Source organism: Clostridium sp. (genome assembly GCF_036569345.1).
Classification (GTDB): Bacteria; Bacillota; Clostridia; order Clostridiales; family Clostridiaceae; genus Clostridium_AD.
The window spans coordinates 23,256-41,766 of sequence record NZ_DATCQT010000150.1; the positions used below are offsets into that span (position 1 = coordinate 23,256).

The following is an 18,511-nucleotide window of genomic DNA, read 5'->3' on the forward strand; positions in this document are numbered from 1 at the left end:
TGTACCTGCACTCTAAATTCAAAGTGCTATTGAATAAGTTAAACTAGTAAGCAATGTATAATCTAAACATTAATTGTAGGAGGGAGGGGCAGAGATGGAAAAGGACATAATTATTGAGAAAGATATAGTTATAATTGGGGGAGGACCTGGGGGGTATGTCGCGGCAATTAGGGCAGCTCAATTGGGTGCTAAGGTTTGTATTATAGAAAAAGGTGAGATTGGTGGCACATGTTTAAATAGAGGATGCATACCTACAAAGGTGTTATATAGAAACGCTGAAATTTTAAATACTTTAAAGAATATTAATCAATTTGGGATAAAAATTGATAGTTATACTATTGATGTGGAAGAAATTCAAAACAGAAAAGAAAAAATAGTTGACCAATTGGTAAAGGGTGTAGAGAAATTATTAAAGGCTAATAATATAGAAGTTATTTTAGGGATAGCTTCTTTGAAAGATAAAAATGATGTTTCAGTTTTACTTAAAAATGGAGAATGTAGAGAAGTAACTTCTAAAAATATAATTATAGCAACTGGGTCCACTCCAGCAATACCTAATATACCAGGTATAAATTTGCCAGGAGTATTTACTAGTGAAAATATTTTGAATTTTAAAGAAGTGCCTAATAATCTAGTCATAATAGGTGGAGGAGTTATAGGCATGGAGTTTGCAGGTATATTTAATGCTTTAGGTTCAAAGGTAAGTGTTTTAGAGTTTTTGCCAAATATCCTAACTCAAGTGGATACTGATTTAACAAAGAGACTTAGTGTTTCGTTTAAAAGAAAAGGTATAGATATTAATACTAGTGTCAAGGTAATTAGTATTGAAAAAAATGATAAGGGACTTATTGTAACTGCAAATGGGAAAAAAGGTGAAATAAAGTTTGAAGCAGACAGTGTAATAGTATCTGTTGGACGAAGTCCTGTGACATGTGGACTTAATATTGAGAATTTGGGTATATTGATTAATAAAAAAGCTATTATGGTAGATGAAAATTATGAGACGAACATCCCACATGTTTATGCTATTGGTGATGTAAATGGATTAAGTATGCTTGCGCATGCCGCTTCACACCAAGGGAAAAAAGTAGTTGAAAGAATTATGGGGTGTTATAAGACATTTTCTAGTGAAATAATACCAAGTTGCATTTTTGTATTTCCAGAGATAGCTTGCGTAGGTTTAACAGAAAATGAAGCTAAAGAAAAAGGTATAGAATATAAAACAAGTAAGTTCTTATTTGGGGCTAATGGAAAAGCATTAACACTTGGAGAAGGGGAAGGAATAGTAAAAGTTATAGCAACGCTTGATAACAGAATTCTTGGAGTTCATATAATGGGACCACATGCTTCAGATCTAATTATTGAAGGAGTTATGGCTATAAATAATAATATGAAGGTAGATGACATTGCGGGCATGATACATGCTCATCCAACACTATCTGAAGCTTTTGAAGAAGCTGTACTTGGACTAAAAGGAGAAGCTATTCATATGGTACCAAGTAAATAAGAAATTTTTTATTTGATCATGTAAAAATTTAACTACTTGCCTATAGAGACCTATTGTTATAGAATATAATTAATAATTATTGTCCATTCTAGTGAATGATAGGAGGAATGAAAATGAGATTGTTACTTACAAACGACGATGGTATAAATGCAAAAGGTATATATGCCTTAGCAAAAGAATTGGAAAAAAATCATGAAGTATTTATTGTAGCACCGAACTGCCAGCGAAGTGCATGTGGACATTCAATAACTCTTGAAAGGCCACTTGTTGTTAAAGAAATTAAGATTTCTGGTTTGAAATCAAAAGCTTTTAGTGTAGATGGAACACCAGCAGATTGCGTTAAGATTGCAATTAACAAACTTATTGATTGTAAAATAGATATGGTTGTATCAGGAATTAATAGAGGGCTTAATTTAGGTACAGATGTTTTATATTCGGGTACGGTTTCTGCAGCTATTGAAGCAACTATTTATAAAATACCAGCTATGGCAGTTTCTATGCAAATTAACAAAGACAATGAGAATTATGAAATGGCGGCTAAATATGCTGGTGAAATACTACTTAAGGCACATGAGAATAAGATCGGAAATGATATTGTACTAAACGTAAATGTTCCCTTACTAAAAGAGAATGAGATAAAAGGAATTAAAGTATGCAAAATTGGCAATAGACAATATAACAATAGTTATATAAAGACTATTGGAGAAAACAATGAAACTTTATATCAGATTAAAGGTCAACTAAAAGATCTTCATGATGAAGATTCAGACACAATATATTTTAAAGAGGGATATGTAACTGTAACTCCACTTCATTATGATTTAACTAATTTTAAAATATTAAATGATGTATGTGAATGGTTCTAACATAAGAAAGCCAGGTATTTCAATCACTTTATGATTGAAATACCTGGCTTTTATTATAAAATCTTATTCTACTTTTTCAAACTCTTCTTTTGAAACTCCACATAATGGACAAACCCAATCCTCTGGAATATCTTGAAACTTAGTACCTGGTTTTATTCCACCATCGGGATCTCCTACTTCTGGATCATATTCATACCCACACACTAAACATACATACTTATCCATAAAAACATCTCCTTCAAATTTATTTGATAATATTAATCACATAATATTATCTATTAGAAATCTATTATACTTCTATTATGCTATTAATTATATGATTTTATTTTATTAAATAAATTATCTTTTTTAAATTACACTATATTCAGAATTATTTGCTATAATTAGCCTAAAGAAATTTCTAGTAGAGAGAAATAACGTAAAGCAAATAAAATTTATTTTTTTGGAGAAGGGGGAAATATATGAATATTAAAGAAAGGCCATTAATTTTTGATGGTGCAATGGGAACATATTATGCAAGTATTAAAGAAAATCCATTATCCAAATGTGAACTTGCAAATATCTATGATGGAAATACAATACTCAATATACATAAGGAATATATAAATGCAGGTTGTATGGCTATTAAAACCAATACATTTGGAGCAAATAAAATTAGCCTTGAAAGTAATTTTGATATAGTGAAAGATGTAATTGTAAAAGGTTATGAAATTGCATGCGATGCCACAAAGGGGACTGAAGTTTTAGTTTTTGCTGATATTGGTCCAATCCCATTTTTAGAAATGCTAGATTTATGGGAATCATACAAAGAAATAGTAGATTTGTTTTTAGAGCTTGGTGCAACGCACTTTATATTTGAAACCTTTAGTAATGATCAATATTTGCCTGAGCTTTCTAAGTATATTAAGGATATAAATCCAAAGGCATATATTTTGATGGAGCTCGCGGTTTCGCCAGAAGGGTTTACAAGGCTTGGTATATCGGGAAAAAAATTTATAGAGAAAGTTTCAAAGATATCTACTATAGATGCATTTGGTTTTAATTGCTTTTCTGGGCCATCTCACTTATTGAAATACATAAAAACTCTTAATATAGAAAATAAAACTATATCTTTAATGCCAAACTCAGGGTATCCAACAGTAATAAATAATCGCACATTTTTCAATAATACTAAAGAATATTTTGCAGAGAAAATGCTAGAAATAGCAAAAGAAGGCGTGGCTATTATAGGCGGTTGTTGCGGCACAACTCCAAAATTTATAAGGGCAACTGTTGAAAAAATCAGAGGGTTATCACCATATGAAATTGCTCCAACAAAGCAAACTCACATAACTCATATTGAGAAAATAATTGTTAAAAACCTTCTTTTAGAAAAACTAAAAATTGGTAAAAAAATAATAGCAGTAGAGTTAGACCCACCAATTGACACAGGAATAGATTTCTTTATGAATAGTGCTAAAACTCTTAAAGATCAAGGTGTTGATGCAATAACAATTGCAGATTGTCCTGTTGCAAGAGTAAGGGTAGATAGTAGTTTGCTCGCTTGTAAGCTAAAAAGAGAACTTGATATCACAACTATTCCTCATATGACTTGCCGTGATAGAAATATAAATGCTACAAAAGCGCTTCTTCTAGGTTTAAGTATTGAGGGAGTAAATAACGTTTTAGTGGTTACGGGGGACCCGGTGCCAACAGCCGATCGTGATGAGGTTAAGGCAATGTTTAGTTTTAATTCTGCTATGCTTGCGAATTATATCACTGATTTAAATGATACAACATTTTCATCACCTTTTAATATTTGTGGTGCTTTAAACGTAAATGCCATTAATTTTGAGAGTCAATTATTGCATGCAAAAAAGAAAATTGAGAATGGTGTAACTATGTTTTTAACACAACCGATTTTGACAAAGCAAGCTGTGGAAAATTTAAAACTAGCAAGAAGAGAATTGCCTGCTAAGATTTTAGGAGGAATTATTCCAATTGTAAGCTATAGGAATGCTTGTTTTATGAATAATGAAATTTCTGGAATAAGTGTCTCGGAAGAAATTATGGAACAATATAAGGATATATCAAAAGAAGAAGCAGGTATACTTGCAATCAAAATATCTACTGAAATTGCACAAAATATATACCCTTTTGTAGACGGATTTTATCTTATGACACCTTTTAAAAGAATAGATATTATTTCAAAAATCATTGAGAATATAAGCAGTATTAATAATAATTAATAATTAGAAACTCTTATCATGAATAAATCCATGATAGGAGTTTTTGATTTATCAATCGAATAGTTCTTAACTGTCTCCAATCATTTTTAGCAAAATATTTTCCGAGAGAACGTTGACAAGTACTAATGAATATTATACAATGAACATATGAACAATGATTCATGTGTTCATATAAGCGGAGGTTAATAGATGGATAAAAATATAGAGTTTTGTAATTGTTCTACTATACATGAAGATGTAGTAGAAAAAGTAAAAAAATTAATACCAGAAGAAGAAACCTTATATAATTTGGCAGAACTTTTTAAAGTTTTTGGAGATAGTACGAGAATTAAAATTCTGTGTGTATTATTTGAAACTGAAATGTGTGTTTGTGATATAGCTGCCCTTCTTAATATGACCCAATCAGCCATCTCACATCAACTTCGTGTACTTAAAAATGCTAGACTTGTGAAATATAGACGAGAAGGCAAGGTTGTATATTATTCCTTGGATGACCAGCATGTTAAACAAATTTTTGATCAAGGACTTATTCACATAAAAGAACTTAGATAATATCTTAATACATAAAGAAAAATTTATAATATAAAAGTACATTAAAACTTTGAAAGTGGGGGAGCAAATGAGTACTACAATAAAAAGAGAATTCATTTTAGAAGGTCTAGGTTGTGCTAATTGTGCAAATAAAATTGAAGCTCAATGTAAAAAAATAGATGGAGTATTAGATGCGAGTATAAATTTTGCCATTAAAAGCTTAGTAATTCAATTTCAAAGCGAAGAAAAAATAGTAAGAGTTATAGAGGATGTAAAAAAAATAGTTAAAAAGATAGAACCTGGTACTAGACTTATACCCAAAGAGGCAAAAACATTTAAACAAAAGGAAAAAGGTCATGAACATGACAGTTGTAATTGCAATAACTGTAGTGATGATCATGGACAGGTCCATGGACATGAGCATGCTCGTGAGCACGCTCATGGTCATGATCACTCAGATGGAGGATATAATAAAAATAAAATCATACGTTTTTCTGTAGGTCTTATAATCTTCATAATAGCGATTATATTTAAATCTAAATTTCAATATTTTGTTGAATTTTCTTTATTCCTTTTAAGTTATTTGTTAATTGGTGGAGATATTTTAATATTAGCAATAAAAAATATATTTAGAGGTCAAGTGTTTGATGAGAATTTCTTAATGGCATTAGCCACAGTTGGAGCATTTTCTATTGGACAATTTCCAGAAGGCGTTGGGGTTATGCTTTTTTACCAAGTAGGAGAATTTTTCCAAGACATCGCTGTAAATAAATCAAGAAAATCTATATCTGCACTTATGGATATAAGGCCAGATTATGCAAATAAAAAAATTAAAGATGAAATCGTAAAAGTAGATCCACTAGAAGTACACATGGGAGATATTATAATAGTAAAACCAGGAGAGAAAGTACCTTTAGATGGTATTGTTATTGAAGGTAAATCATTAATAGATACATCAACATTAACTGGTGAATCAGTTCCAAGAGATGTTAAGATTGGAGATGAAATTTTAGCAGGGTGTATAAATAAAAATGGACTATTAACTATAGAGGTAAAAAAAGAATTTGGAGAGTCTACCCTTGCAAAAATTTTAGACTTAGTGCAAAATGCAAGTAGTAAAAAAGCACCCACTGAAAACTTTGTAACTAAATTTGCAAGGTATTATACGCCGATTGTAGTTATAAGTGCTACGGCGCTTGCGTTGTTACCCCCACTTTTAATACCTGGTGCTCTTTTTTCGCAGTGGATATACAGAGCATTGGTATTTTTAGTAGTATCTTGTCCTTGTGCTTTAGTAATATCTATTCCACTTGGATTTTTCGGAGGGATAGGTGGTGCATCTAGAAATGGAATTCTGGTTAAAGGTGGAAACTATTTGGAGGCATTAAATAGCGTCGAAATGGTAGTTTTCGATAAGACAGGAACACTAACTAAAGGAGTGTTTAAGGTTACGCAAATACGCGCAGAAGGTAAAATAAGTAAAGATGAATTATTAAAGTATGCAGCTTATGTAGAAAGTTATTCTAGCCATCCTATTGCTACATCTATATTAAAAGCTTATGGCAAAGATATACGAAAAGAAGATATTGAAGATGTGCAGGAGATAGCAGGAAAAGGAATTAGAGCTAAAGTAAAAGGAAAATATGTCCTTGCTGGTAATTCAAAGTTAATGGATAGTGAAAGAATTTCCTATAATAAACCTGAAAATGTTGGATCAGTAATTTATGTAGCTGTAGATAAAGAATATGTTGGTAGTATTATAATTTCAGATGAGATAAAAGAAGATGCTATACAAGCAATAGTTAAGTTAAAGTCTATGGGTGTTAAGAAAATAGTAATGCTTACTGGTGACAATAAAGAAATAGCTTTGAATATTGGGAAAAATCTTGGCATTGATGAAGTTTACTCAGAACTTCTTCCACATGAGAAAGTTGAGAAATTGGAAGATTTGCAAAAGGAAAGGTCCCCTAAAGGAAAAATAGTATTTGTAGGAGATGGAATTAATGATGCTCCAGTACTTGCAAGAGCAGATATTGGAATTGCCATGGGCGGAATAGGTTCTGATGCTGCAATAGAAGCGGCTGATATAGTAATAATGACAGATGAACCTTCAAAAATTGCCCAGGCAATTAAAATTGCTAAAAAGACAAAAAAAATTGTTATGCAAAATATTTTCTTTGCACTAGGTATAAAAGCAGTTATTTTAATATTAGCTATTTTTGGAATAGCGACTATGTGGGAAGCTGTTTTTGGTGATGTAGGAGTTGCTTTAATAGCAGTCTTAAATTCTATGAGAGCTATGAAGGTTGATAGGTAACAAAAGGGTTAACAAGAACATAAGGTTCTTGTTAACCCTTTTTATAATTCTCCTAATAGTTAGTAAAAAATATATTGAAATTTTTTATTTAACTAAATAGGTTGAAAAAATAATAGAAATGAAATATAATTGGTATATACAACATGACAATATAATAACATATTAACTAAAATTATGTTTGCAAAAAAAATGTTAGTTGAGGAGGTAAAGTTTTGAAAAAAGTTTCTAAGGATAACCCTATTCCACTTCATTATCAGATAAAAGAAATACTACAGGAAATGATAGAAAATGAAGTTTTAAAGCCAGGGGAGTCAATTCCAACAGAAAGAGAATTATGTGAAATCCAAGGCGTTAGCAGAATGACTGTAAATAAGGCTATTATGTCATTAGTAAATGATGGATTAATTTATAGAGAACAAGGAAAAGGCACTTTTGTGTCGCTTAAAAAGGTCAATCAAGAAATATCACGTCTTGAAGGTTTTACAGAGCAAATGCAAGGGAATGGTGTGGTATCAAAAACCAAAATATTATCTTATAAAATAATTGATGCAACAAAACAATGTAAAATTGAACTTAAAATGCCAGAGGATGAAAATAAAATCATTGAAATTAAAAGATTAAGGTTTAGTGATGAACAACCAGTAGCTATCGAAATAGCATGGCTTCCATACTATTTATATAATGGAATGACTAGAGATATGATTGAGGATAAATCACTATATGGCATATTTCGTGAAAAGTATGGGTATCATCCGTACAAAGCAAAGCAAACAATAGAACCTACAATGCTTAGCGATTATGAAAGTAAATTACTAAATCAAGAAAAAAGTGCTTTGGCATTGATATTTAGGAGAACAACTTATTTAGAAAATGAAACTCCAATTGAGTACACTAAAGCAATATATAGAAGTGACAAGTATAAATATCAAATAACTCTAAAATAATAAGAGGAGGGTTTTTATGAAGGAAAGTCATGAAAATGAATTAGATTCCCTTGAAATCTTTAAAATTATTAAGAAGATCAATGATGAGGACAAAAAAATAGCTATAGCCGTGGAGAAAGAGTTAAGTAATATAGAGAAAGCAGTAAAATTAATTGTTAAAAGCTTTGAAAATGGCGGAAGACTTATTTATATTGGTAGTGGCACAAGCGGGAAATTGGGAGTAATAGATGCATCAGAATGTCCTCCTACATTTGGAATTTGTGATTCCATGGTTCAGGGAATTATATCTGGTGGACAAGAAGCATTAAGTGGATGGCTTGAACATACGGAAGATGATCCAAAGCTTGCTATTCACGACTTATCAGGAGTAAGTATAAATAAAAAAGATGTAATAGTTGGAATAACTGCTAGTGGAAATACTCCTTATGTTGTGGCTGCTATGGAATACGCTAAAGAAATGGGTTGCAGGACTATAGCACTTATGTGTAATTCAAAGGGTAAACTTAAAGACATTTGTGAAGTCACTATAGCAATAGAGGTTGGACCAGAAATAATATTAGGTTCTACTAGAATGAAAGCTGGCAGCGCTCAAAAAATGGTGTTAAATATGTTAAGTACTGTATCTATGATAAAACTTGGAAAAACCTATACTAATTTAATGGTCAATGTACAACCTATTAATAAAAAACTAAAAGAGCGTGTACGCGACATAGTGAAACTTGCTACCGGCATGGATGACAGCGTAGTAAATGAAATCTTAGAAAAATGTGCATTTGATCCAAAAGTAAGTATTATTATGATTAAAAAAAATGTTACTGTTGAAAAATCAAAAGAGGCTCTAGAAAAAATGGATGGAAATGTAGCTAAGGCATTAGCAATATTATAATTACTATTTAGTAAGGTGGTGAAGTTATGAGGATTAAAGCTATAATTAATGGAAAACTTATTATGAGTGACAAAATAATTAAAAATTCTGTGATAATCTTTGATTCGTTTATTATAGACATTGTAAATGAGGATAATTTCCTTTTGTATAAAAAAAATTATGAAGAAAAGCATAAGGAAGAAATACAAATAATAGATGCTAAAGGCAGATATGTATCGCCTGGGTTTATTGATATTCACATTCATGGTTCTGGTGGGTATGATACTATGGATGCGACGTCAAAAGCTTTAGACGTTATAAGCACTACAATAGTTAAAAATGGAGTAACAGCATATTTACCTACTACAATGACATCGGACATGGATAGTATTTATAAAGCATTAGAGGTCGCACGGCAAGCAATGAAGCTGGAAACTAAAGGTGCGAAAATTTTAGGGGTACATATGGAAGGTCCTTTCATAAATGAAAAATACAAAGGGGCTCAGAAGGACGATAATATCATAAGACCCAATTATGATATTATAAAGGATTATATAGATATTATTAAAATTATAACCTTTGCACCAGAAAAGGATGAGAATCATAGTTTTATAAAAAAGGTGAAAAATAATTCTGAAATAACATTGTCAATAGGTCATTCAGATGCAAGTTTTGAAGAGGCAATGAGTGCAATAAAGGATGGAGTATCGCATGTTACACATACATTTAATGCTATGACTCCATTAAATCATAGAAAACCAGGTATTGTAGGTGCAATATTTACAAGTGACATAACCTGCGAACTAATAGCAGATTTAATACACATTCATCCAGCAATATTTAATATACTCATAAATGAGGTTCATAAAGATAAAATGGTGCTTATAACAGATTCTATGAGAGCGGGCTCTATGAAGAGTGGAATGTATGAGCTTGGGGGACAAAAGGTAATAGTTAAAAATGGAGCCGCAAAACTTGAAAATGGAACACTCGCAGGAAGCGTTTTGACTTTAAACAAGGCTGTATTTAACATGCTCGGTCACAGCGATTTAGAAATTTATGAGGTAGTAGCAATGGCAACACTTAATCCAGCAAAGGTTATTAAGATGGACAATATAAAGGGAAGTTTAAAAAATGGATACGATGCAGATTTAGTTATTTTTGATGAAAATATAGATGTGTTTTTTACAATAGTAGAAGGAAAAATAATGTACGAAGCTCAAGAGTAAAATTTTGAGTATTATGATGAGGTGGTGCCAATATGAGAATAATAGTTGTAGATAATTACGAGGAAATGAGTAAGAAAGCTGCTTTAATGATTGCAAGCCAGGTAACGTTAAAGCCTAATAGTGTATTGGGTCTTGCTACTGGAGATACTCCACTGGGTATGTATAAGGAATTAATTAAGTTGTATAATAAAAATGAAGTAGATTTTAAAGAGGTTAGAACCTTTAACTTGGATGAATATTATGGAATAGATAGAGAAAATCTTCAAAGTTATTATTATTTTATGAATGCTAATTTATTTAATAGTATAAATATAGCTCGCGAAAATATTAATATGCCTGATGGTATGGCGAAAGATGTAAATGCTAGTTGCATAGAGTATGAAAAGAATATAAAAGAACTTGGTGGAATAGATATGCAAGTGCTGGGTATAGGCGGCAATGGTCATATAGGTTTTAATGAACCAAATGTAAATTTTGAAGCAGAAACGCATTTAGTTAATCTTGATGAAGGGACAATTGAAGCTAATTCTAGGTTCTTTGATTCAATAGAGGATGTGCCAGTAAAAGCAATAAGTATGGGAATAAAGACAATAATGAACTCTAAAAAAATTATTCTACTTGCCAATGGAATAAACAAAGCAGAAGCTATAGAAAGAGCTGTTAAAGGTAAAATAAATCCTAATATACCAGCTTCAATTTTGCAACTTCATAATGATGTAACCATTATTTTAGATAAAGAAGCTGCTAGTGGTTTATAAAAATGAAACACCTATACTAGATAATCTAGTATAGGTGTTTCTTATTTAATCAAACTTTTCATTTCGTCTTTTTCGTATAATAAATTATAACAATAAGTTATTATATCACTTCTTTTAATTATTCCAATAAAAACACCATTATCATCTACAACAGGAACAAAATTTTGATCTTTTGCTAGAGATATTAAGCTCTCTATGTCTGCATTAATTAATACTGCTTTGTTAGAGACGTGCCTCGGGATATCTTCAATTGAAATTTTACTTGTATCATTAAAATTTAAATTTGGAGTATTTTTTAATTTCCATAATAAATCACCTTCAGTTAATGTACCTACATAATTACCACTCTCATTTATCAATGGAACAGATGTATACCTATGATATTCCATTCGTTCTAGTGCTTGTCTCATTGTAGAACTTAGTTTTTCATAAATAACTTCATTTTTAGGTGTAAGAAAAAAGGCTATGTTCATATTTACCCATCCTTTAAAGATTTTTTAGTTTATTGTGTCATTATCTAACAACATCATTATAACATGTTTAATAGATTAATTTATAAATATTCTATTAAATATCTCCATTTTTACCCTAAATTTGGTTAAACTTTAATTCCAATTTTTACTACAGTTTTAAGTTTCCATTTACCTTTTTTAAACCTTATGCAATATAACGTGCCCCGAACGACCCAATCAATTATCATACCTATCCAAACCCCTATAAGTCCAAAATTTAAAACAACTCCCAATAGATAACCTAACGTAATTCTAAAAAGCCACATTCCTATAATCGTTGTCACTAGTGTGTATTTTACATCTCCTGCACCTTTTAGCCCTGAAGGTAGCACAAAGGATATAGACCATAAGGGGATACACGCAGAATTTACTATAAGTACAACTGATGCCAAGTGAATTATTTCTTTATTAGTGGTAAATAGTGATACGATATTTCTAGCGAAAGGTATAGATATTAAGGCTATCACAGTTAAAAAAATAGTTGAAAGTACAGTAATATAAGATAGAGCACCCTCAGCCTCTTTAGTTTCGCCTCTTCCCATATATTTTCCAACAAGAGCGGTAGCTGCAATACATAGTGAATTCCCTGGTACATTTAGCATAGTAGCAACGGAACCAGCAATTGCATTTGAGGCAATTGCTATAGTTCCCATATCTACTATAAAAATTTGAGTAATTAACTTTCCACCATTAAAAAGCAAGGACTCTACACTTGCAGGTAATCCAATTCCAAAGATAAGTTTTAATAATGATTTATCAAATTTGAATTTTTTTAGGTTTGTAAGTTTTAGGATTTTTGAACCACGCAAAAGTACTGTTAATATAATTATACCTCCACTAACCCTTGCAATAGCTATACCAAGTGCTGCACCTACTATTCCCAGACCTAAAACATTAATAAATATGTATGTTAAAGTCACATTTATAATATTCATAAAGATACTAACCTTCATAGGTGTTTTTGTATCTCCAGCTCCACGTAGTAGTCCATTTGAAACTAAATCAATAGTTATCAAAGGATAGGTAAGTAAGGTTATGCCTAAATATGTATGTGCATTACTTATTACGTCAGCCTCAGCGCTTCCAAAAAGCATCGCAATTATAGGCCCTTGGAATATAAACATTATAGTAGTTACTATAAAAGTAATTATAAGTCCAGAAAAAAGCGCCTGTTTCATAGTAGCGTTAGCCTTTTTTATATTTCCCTGCCCAACAAACTGAGCTACAACAACCATACCGCCAATTGCAAGTGCAGAAAAAAATGCTATAAATATATTGTTTATGGCATCTACCATTCCAATGGCAGAAACCGCTTCTTTTCCTATATGACCAGCCATCATAGTATTTATCATGCCTAAAGATATAACAAATAATTGTTCTGTCATTATTGGAATTGCTAGATTAAATACATCTTTACGTATCCATTTCATTTATGTCGCCTCTTATCTAATTTAATAATATACATTATAACATTATTATTAAATAGATTCATTCATTGTTTAATTTAATTAGAATGGATTTAATTAATTATATTATAATATTTTATAAAAAATAAATTTATGGAGCAACAGATATTTTTTTTCTTTTTAAAAAGTTCAGCTTAGTTTCTGTTGTTATAATTGCAATAAATATAATTAAACATCCTAAAACCATTTTTAATGTGAATATTTCATTAAGCATTATAACAGATAAAATAGAACCGAAAACAGATTCTAAACATAAGATAATAGCAGCATGGGTAGGTGTGGTATATTTTTGTGCTAAATTTTGTACAAGAAATGCAAGCATTGTGCTAAAAATACCCAAGTAACCAATTGCAAATATCGTATTTGAATTCAAAACTTGCGGTATTGGTTCATAAATTAAAGCAGCTATAATTGAAAATACTGCAGCGGAACCTAGTTGTATTATTACAAGTGATATAACATCTACTTTTGGTGCGAAAAATCCAACAGCAACTATATGGGCTGCGAAAAATACTGCACATAATAAAGTCAAACTATCCCCGAGTCCAAGATAAAGTCCTCCATCTAAGGTAAGCATTCCTATTCCAACAAAACATAATAAAGCAGATATTAATGAATAACCATCTGGTTTCTTTTTGCTTATAGCCCAATAAAGAAAGGGAACAATTACTACGTTTGTTCCAGTCAAAAAGGCATTTTTACCAGCAGTTGTATATTTCATACCTACAGTCTGAGCAGCAAATCCTAAAAAGAGAAGAAGTCCAACAAAGGTTCCAACCTTTAAATCATTTTTAGTGAAATGTTTAATTTTTTTTCGCAAAATCAATAACATAATTAATACAGATATTCCAAAACGCATTGCCATTATATAAAAAGGCGTAATATTATCTAAAGCACCTTTTACAGCTATAAAACCACCACCCCAAACAATTGCTACTAGTAGCAAAGAAATGTCAGCTAATATACTCTTTTTTTTGTCGGGATTATTCATGGTTAGGACTCCTTTACAATGCGAAACATCATAAAAAATAACTAGTAGTTTAAATAATATATTTCTTATGATGATTAGATCGATTATTAAATTATTCTAAAGTTTTAAATTTATATTCATTATTTAGGTATATTTTGCTGTCACTAAGCTAGAAGTTCTGTAATAAATAATTCTTTTTCTTCACTTAAATCAATAAAATTTAAATCCACAGATATTAGAGGTTTAGAAATATTATTTATGTCTATCTTAATTATCTTTCCAATAGTACCATTATTAAGTTTTATCATTTCGCCGGTGTAGTAATTTGGCATTTGTTTTATAAAAGTAGTTAGATAATTAAAATCTAATAAACCTATACATTCATGCCTCATAATCTCTAATACATTTAGGGGATTTTGTTTTTTACTATAGACTCTATCAGAGGTCATAGCATCAAACATATCTGTAATTGCTATTATTTTTGCAAAAGCACTAATTTTATCTTCTTTTAAACCAAGGGGATAGCCCGATCCATCTAAACGTTCATGATGAGTCAGAACACCTGAAAGTACAGACTCATCTAAAAAAGGAACATTTTTCAAAAGATTATAAGAGTAAAGTGAATGTTTTTTAATTTCATCAAATTCTGATTTTGTAAGTTTAGATGGCTTATTTAATATAGTTTGGTCAACTTCCGTTTTACCGATATCATGGAGAAAAGCGGTATAAGTCAAAAGTGTTAAATCTTTTTTAGATAAATTAAGCCAATTTCCTAACATTGAACTTAAAAGTGCAACATTTACACAATGACGTGTAAGATATTCGTCTATATTTCTAGAATTTGTTATACTCTTTAAAATAGCACCATAATCATGCAGGTTATCTAAAATTTCTTTAGACATAATTTTTATTTCTGTTAAGTCTGGCTGAGCATTTTTTTGTAGGCTATTTAAAAATCTATCTATCTTATTTGTGAATTGATTTAATATATTTTCTGTTTGAATTAAACTCTGCTTTCTTGAACTTTGCACATTAGGAGCTAAGATTTCTTCTTCACTCGCATAAATAGAAATAGCGTTTGATGGGTAAAATTCTACTATTTTTTTAATTATTGAACTATTTAATGCAATTTTTTTAGCAACTAAAGTTAAACCGTTTAGTATTAAATCTTCAGATAAAATCATGTTTGGTTTCAGATCGTAAATACTTATATTTTTAATTTTTGGGTTCATAGATACATCCTCCTCAAAAAAAATTGATAACTTCTGCTGAATTACTTAAATGTAAGTGGATAAACTATATATTCTAATAACTTTATTTTATCATATAAACTGACATAAGCCTAAATGAATGTTTTATTATTTATTGACTTTGATAATTAAGATATTTATAATTGATAAAGTAGAGCAAAATAGTAAGAATTAATATAGATAATTTAGTGATGCAGTTTTGAAGAAAATGAACAGTTCCGCAGGTAATGCAGTACCACAGGTAATTCATTACCAAAGGTAATTCATTACCAAAGGTAATGATTAATGAGGAGAGAGATAAAAACATGGAAATATATTTAGATAACAGTGCAACTACCAAACCTTATGAAGAGGTTATTGAGGCCGTATGTAGTACTATGAGAAATTATTATGGAAATCCATCTTCAGCACATAGTTTAGGGTTTAAGGCAGAGCAAAAACTTAGAGAGATGCGATTAAATATTGCTAAAAGCATAAATGCTAGTAGTGAGGAAATAATATTTACATCAGGGGGAAGTGAAAGTAATAATTTTCTTATAAAGGGGTTTTCTAAACTCTCGTTAAATAAATTAACTGCTAATATAATAACTACTAAAATTGAACATCCAAGTGTATTAAACACTTTTAAGGAATTAGAAAATACGGGAATAAAAGTTACTTATATTGATGTAAATGATAATGGTAGAATTGATGTAGAAAGACTTATAGAAAGCATTAATAAAGACACTCAAATTGTTAGCATAATGCATGTAAACAATGAAGTAGGGGTAGTGCAGGATATTGAGCTTATTGGAAAACTAATTAAAGAAAAAAGTAGTAGGGTTAAATTTCATGTAGATGCAGTGCAAAGTTATGGAAAACTTCCTATTGATGTACAAAAGTCTCATATTGATTTATTATCTACTAGTGCACATAAAATACATGGACCAAGAGGAATTGGATTTGCATATATAAGGAAAGGACTTATCCCTAGTAGTTTGATAAATGGTGGAGGACAAGAAAGAAATCTAAGATCTGGAACAGAAAATCTTGCTGGGATTGTAGGATTTTCAGTAGCTGCTGAGATTATTAACAAAAATAGACATGAAAATTTCAACAAAGTTTTGGAGGTAAAGAAATATTTTATAGAAAAACTGTCTAAGATAGAAGATGTTATAATTAACAGTAAACTAGATGATAATTTTACACCTTATATACTTAGTGTTTCATTTGGGGGAGTTAAAGGAGAGGTACTACTTCATTCTTTAGAAGAGAAAGGCATATATGTGTCTACAGGTTCGGCATGTTCTTCTAAAAGTCATAAAAGCAGTGAAGTTTTAGCAGCCATTGGAAGAACTCTAGAGCAGCAAGGTGGAACTATAAGATTTAGTTTTTCTGAGTATAATAATAAAGAGGAAATAGACTATGTTATAATTGAGTTAGAAAAATCACTTAAATTTTTGAGAAAGTTCTACAAAAGATAAATCATCACCTAAAGGTGATGTTTTAGTTATTATAATAAACAGAGGAGCGAGAAAAGATGAAAAAATTAGTACTAGTAAAATTTGCCCCTGAGATATTTTTAAAAGGGCTCAACAGAGGTAAATTTGAAAAAAAACTTAAAGATAATATAAAAAATGTAATTAGAGATTTAAATTACGAATTTGTTGAGGACCAAGGAAGATGGTTTATATATTCTGATGTGATGGAGAAAATTATAGAGAAGGTTAAGAATGTTTTTGGAGTAATGGAGGTATGTATAGTTACGCAGGTTGAAGCTTCTTTGGATTCTATTGAAAAGCAAGCTCTTTTAGAGCTAGTAGATAGTCCAGCTAAAACATTTAAAGTAGAAACCAATAGAGCAAATAAAAACTTTACTCCAGGTTCTATGGACGTAAGTAGAAAAGTAGGAGCTTATATATTACAAAATAATAAAGATGTAAATGTAGATGTTCATAATCCAGACTGTTTTATAAATGTTGAAATAAGAAATATGGCATATATTTATTCTAAAAGAATAAAGGCAGTGTGTGGATTACCTTATGGAATGAATGGTAGCACCATGCTTATGTTATCAGGCGGCATAGATTCACCTGTAGCAGGCTATATGATGGCAAGACGTGGAGTAGAACTTCATGCAGTTTATTATCATAGCCACCCATATACTAGTGAGAGGGCAAAGGATAAAGTAAAACAATTAACTAATATATTAAAAGAGTACACAGGAAAATTGACTTTATATGTAGTACCATTCACTGAAATTCAAATGCAGATAATAGAAAAATGTAGAGAAGACGAATTAACAATAATTATGAGAAGATTTATGATGAGGCTTGCATGTGCTCTAGCTGAAAAATATGGTATAAATTCAGTAACTACTGGAGAAAGCATAGGTCAAGTAGCTAGTCAGACTATGGAAGGACTTGTAGTAAGTGATGATGTTTCCGATAGACCAGTATTTAGGCCACTTATTGCTATGGATAAAGTAGATATTATAGATGTTTCAAGGAAAATAGAAACTTATGAGACCTCAATTTTACCTTATGAGGATTGTTGCACAATTTTTGTTCCTAAACATCCAAAAACAAAACCGAGATTAATTGAGATAATTAAGTCTGAATCAGTTTTAGATATTGATTCTCTTGTTGAGAAGGCTATTTTGGAAATGGAAATATATAAATAAATATATAAAAAATATTAATGTTAATTAACTTATAATGTGTATTAAATCAGATAAAGTGTAAATAATATCAGATGAAATAAGCATTTAAGGGGTGATTAACATGGCTAAAAAAGGAACAGAAAAAAGATCAGGTTCAAAGGACACAAAAGATAAAACTCAGAAAAAGAATCAAAAGGGAAATACAGTTAAATAACTAATACTATAAAAAATTAAACATGTAATTAATCTTTAACAAAAAAGTAAGCTAACAAAATGATTTCTCATTACTGCTAGCTTACTTTTATTTTGTAGAAATATAGATAATAAATATTGAAATTATGAAGAGTTTATTATTTTAAGGGATTTAAAACAATAAAAAAAATGTAGAAAAATATTGAAAAAAGTAATAATTCATGATAACATAAAT

The 18,511-nt window shown here is 30.3% G+C and carries 16 protein-coding genes; 11 read left to right on the forward strand and 5 right to left on the reverse strand.

What is annotated here, in order from left to right; genetic code table 11:
• The first annotated feature begins 94 nt into the window (after window positions 1-94).
• Both lpdA and surE read left to right on the forward strand, forming a co-directional pair.
• Entirely contained in the window at window positions 95-1,507 is a 1,413-nt protein-coding gene (gene lpdA / locus VIM70_RS14875; RefSeq protein WP_331946559.1) for a dihydrolipoyl dehydrogenase, read from the forward strand.
• A gap of 113 nt (window positions 1,508-1,620) precedes the next feature.
• On the forward strand, window positions 1,621-2,373 hold the full coding sequence (surE, locus tag VIM70_RS14880) for a 5'/3'-nucleotidase SurE (RefSeq protein WP_331946560.1): 753 nt from the start codon (window positions 1,621-1,623) through the stop codon (window positions 2,371-2,373).
• Window positions 2,374-2,436: 63 nt separating this feature from the next.
• Here the strand turns inward: surE and rd are convergent, their stop codons facing one another.
• The gene (rd, locus tag VIM70_RS14885) at window positions 2,437-2,598 is read right to left on the reverse strand and encodes a rubredoxin (protein WP_331946561.1); all 162 of its coding nucleotides are present in this window, start codon (window positions 2,596-2,598) and stop codon (window positions 2,437-2,439) included.
• 236 nt (window positions 2,599-2,834) lie between these two features.
• Here rd and VIM70_RS14890 point away from each other — a divergent pair, with 236 nt between their 5' ends.
• The 7 genes from VIM70_RS14890 to nagB all read left to right on the forward strand — a co-directional run bounded on the left by VIM70_RS14890 (window position 2,835) and on the right by nagB (window position 11,245).
• Window positions 2,835-4,601, forward strand: a complete 1,767-nt coding sequence (locus tag VIM70_RS14890) for a bifunctional homocysteine S-methyltransferase/methylenetetrahydrofolate reductase (RefSeq protein WP_331946562.1) — start codon at window positions 2,835-2,837, stop codon at window positions 4,599-4,601.
• 189 nt (window positions 4,602-4,790) lie between these two features.
• A complete protein-coding gene (locus VIM70_RS14895) occupies window positions 4,791-5,153 on the forward strand; it encodes a metalloregulator ArsR/SmtB family transcription factor (protein ID WP_331946563.1) in 363 nt (120 codons plus the stop codon).
• Window positions 5,154-5,220: 67 nt separating this feature from the next.
• On the forward strand, window positions 5,221-7,449 hold the full coding sequence (locus VIM70_RS14900) for a heavy metal translocating P-type ATPase (RefSeq protein WP_331946564.1): 2,229 nt from the start codon (window positions 5,221-5,223) through the stop codon (window positions 7,447-7,449).
• 212 nt (window positions 7,450-7,661) lie between these two features.
• Complete coding sequence (locus VIM70_RS14905) at window positions 7,662-8,393, forward strand: GntR family transcriptional regulator (protein ID WP_331946565.1); 732 nt, start codon at window positions 7,662-7,664, stop codon at window positions 8,391-8,393.
• 16 nt (window positions 8,394-8,409) lie between these two features.
• The gene (gene murQ / locus VIM70_RS14910; RefSeq protein WP_331946566.1) at window positions 8,410-9,279 is read left to right on the forward strand and encodes an N-acetylmuramic acid 6-phosphate etherase; all 870 of its coding nucleotides are present in this window, start codon (window positions 8,410-8,412) and stop codon (window positions 9,277-9,279) included.
• A 32-nt stretch (window positions 9,280-9,311) separates the two neighbouring features.
• Window positions 9,312-10,487 (forward strand): N-acetylglucosamine-6-phosphate deacetylase, encoded by a 1,176-nt coding sequence (gene nagA / locus VIM70_RS14915; protein ID WP_331946620.1) that lies wholly within the window; start codon window positions 9,312-9,314, stop codon window positions 10,485-10,487.
• A gap of 32 nt (window positions 10,488-10,519) precedes the next feature.
• Window positions 10,520-11,245 (forward strand): glucosamine-6-phosphate deaminase, encoded by a 726-nt coding sequence (nagB, locus tag VIM70_RS14920; protein WP_331946567.1) that lies wholly within the window; start codon window positions 10,520-10,522, stop codon window positions 11,243-11,245.
• Between the two features lie 41 nt (window positions 11,246-11,286).
• On the opposite strand, the gene VIM70_RS14925 is transcribed toward nagB, so the two are convergent.
• The 4 genes from VIM70_RS14925 to VIM70_RS14940 form a co-directional block, all read right to left on the reverse strand.
• Window positions 11,287-11,718, reverse strand: coding sequence for a CBS domain-containing protein (locus VIM70_RS14925; protein WP_331946568.1), 432 nt, complete (start codon window positions 11,716-11,718; stop codon window positions 11,287-11,289).
• Between the two features lie 125 nt (window positions 11,719-11,843).
• Complete coding sequence (locus VIM70_RS14930; RefSeq protein WP_331946569.1) at window positions 11,844-13,187, reverse strand: MATE family efflux transporter; 1,344 nt, start codon at window positions 13,185-13,187, stop codon at window positions 11,844-11,846.
• Window positions 13,188-13,314: 127 nt separating this feature from the next.
• Window positions 13,315-14,214 carry a DMT family transporter gene (locus VIM70_RS14935; protein ID WP_331946570.1) on the reverse strand — a complete coding sequence of 300 codons (900 nt, stop codon included), beginning with the start codon at window positions 14,212-14,214 and terminating at the stop codon, window positions 13,315-13,317.
• A gap of 143 nt (window positions 14,215-14,357) precedes the next feature.
• Window positions 14,358-15,425: an HD-GYP domain-containing protein gene (locus tag VIM70_RS14940; RefSeq protein ID WP_331946571.1), complete on the reverse strand. Its 1,068-nt coding sequence runs from the start codon at window positions 15,423-15,425 to the stop codon at window positions 14,358-14,360.
• A gap of 323 nt (window positions 15,426-15,748) precedes the next feature.
• Between VIM70_RS14940 and VIM70_RS14945 the strand changes: the two genes are divergently transcribed.
• Both VIM70_RS14945 and thiI read left to right on the forward strand, forming a co-directional pair.
• Window positions 15,749-16,906 carry a cysteine desulfurase family protein gene (locus VIM70_RS14945; RefSeq protein ID WP_331946572.1) on the forward strand — a complete coding sequence of 386 codons (1,158 nt, stop codon included), beginning with the start codon at window positions 15,749-15,751 and terminating at the stop codon, window positions 16,904-16,906.
• Between the two features lie 56 nt (window positions 16,907-16,962).
• On the forward strand, window positions 16,963-18,105 hold the full coding sequence (gene thiI, locus VIM70_RS14950; protein ID WP_331946573.1) for a tRNA uracil 4-sulfurtransferase ThiI: 1,143 nt from the start codon (window positions 16,963-16,965) through the stop codon (window positions 18,103-18,105).
• Window positions 18,106-18,511 lie beyond the last annotated feature (406 nt).

Coding starts and splice junctions, on each gene's coding strand:
- lpdA (WP_331946559.1), top strand. CDS start 95: ATGGAAAAGGACATAATTATTGAGAAAGATATAGTTATAATTGGGGGA.
- surE (WP_331946560.1), top strand. CDS start 1,621: ATGAGATTGTTACTTACAAACGACGATGGTATAAATGCAAAAGGTATA.
- rd (WP_331946561.1), bottom strand. CDS start 2,598: ATGGATAAGTATGTATGTTTAGTGTGTGGGTATGAATATGATCCAGAA.
- VIM70_RS14890 (WP_331946562.1), top strand. CDS start 2,835: ATGAATATTAAAGAAAGGCCATTAATTTTTGATGGTGCAATGGGAACA.
- VIM70_RS14895 (WP_331946563.1), top strand. CDS start 4,791: ATGGATAAAAATATAGAGTTTTGTAATTGTTCTACTATACATGAAGAT.
- VIM70_RS14900 (WP_331946564.1), top strand. CDS start 5,221: ATGAGTACTACAATAAAAAGAGAATTCATTTTAGAAGGTCTAGGTTGT.
- murQ (WP_331946566.1), top strand. CDS start 8,410: ATGAAGGAAAGTCATGAAAATGAATTAGATTCCCTTGAAATCTTTAAA.
- nagB (WP_331946567.1), top strand. CDS start 10,520: ATGAGAATAATAGTTGTAGATAATTACGAGGAAATGAGTAAGAAAGCT.
- VIM70_RS14925 (WP_331946568.1), bottom strand. CDS start 11,718: ATGAACATAGCCTTTTTTCTTACACCTAAAAATGAAGTTATTTATGAA.
- VIM70_RS14930 (WP_331946569.1), bottom strand. CDS start 13,187: ATGAAATGGATACGTAAAGATGTATTTAATCTAGCAATTCCAATAATG.
- VIM70_RS14935 (WP_331946570.1), bottom strand. CDS start 14,214: ATGAATAATCCCGACAAAAAAAAGAGTATATTAGCTGACATTTCTTTG.
- VIM70_RS14940 (WP_331946571.1), bottom strand. CDS start 15,425: ATGAACCCAAAAATTAAAAATATAAGTATTTACGATCTGAAACCAAAC.
- VIM70_RS14945 (WP_331946572.1), top strand. CDS start 15,749: ATGGAAATATATTTAGATAACAGTGCAACTACCAAACCTTATGAAGAG.
- thiI (WP_331946573.1), top strand. CDS start 16,963: ATGAAAAAATTAGTACTAGTAAAATTTGCCCCTGAGATATTTTTAAAA.